1 pseudogene is annotated in these 351 nt (G+C 56.1%); it reads left to right on the top strand.

Annotated features, from left to right (window positions below):
- Positions 1 to 220: 220 nt before the first annotated feature.
- Positions 221 to 351, top strand: a pseudogene (locus ACTJKX_RS38310) (IS630 family transposase); the annotation flags it as partial.

Genomic DNA, 351 nt, shown 5'->3' with positions numbered 1-351 from the left:
CACCGTCGACCGATCTCGCCAAGTTCCTGCAGATGATCGGCGGGGGCGTGGGCATCGTCAGTGCCGGTGCCAATCTCTCGACGATCGGGCAGTAGATTGTACCCATTGTTCGGAATCCGAAAGTAAATGAGTTATACCAAGTCTCGGAGAGGCTGACTCAAGAGGCTTTTGCAAATCAAGGCTGGCAGTGATTCAACATGGCGAATGTAGGAGGTTTGCCATGTCACTTCCGCTCCAGGCTGATTTTGACGCGCAGACAACCCGAGCTGCCGCGAGACGATCGAGAAATGGCCCCCAGGCTCGACGGCTACTGGCTTTGGCTGCGATTTATGACGGTGCGTCTCGGACCGA

The organism is Labrys sp. 22185 (assembly GCF_052045555.1).
Taxonomy (GTDB): Bacteria; Pseudomonadota; Alphaproteobacteria; order Rhizobiales; family Labraceae; genus Labrys; species Labrys neptuniae.
This window is presented reverse-complemented; position numbering and strand designations above follow the sequence as displayed.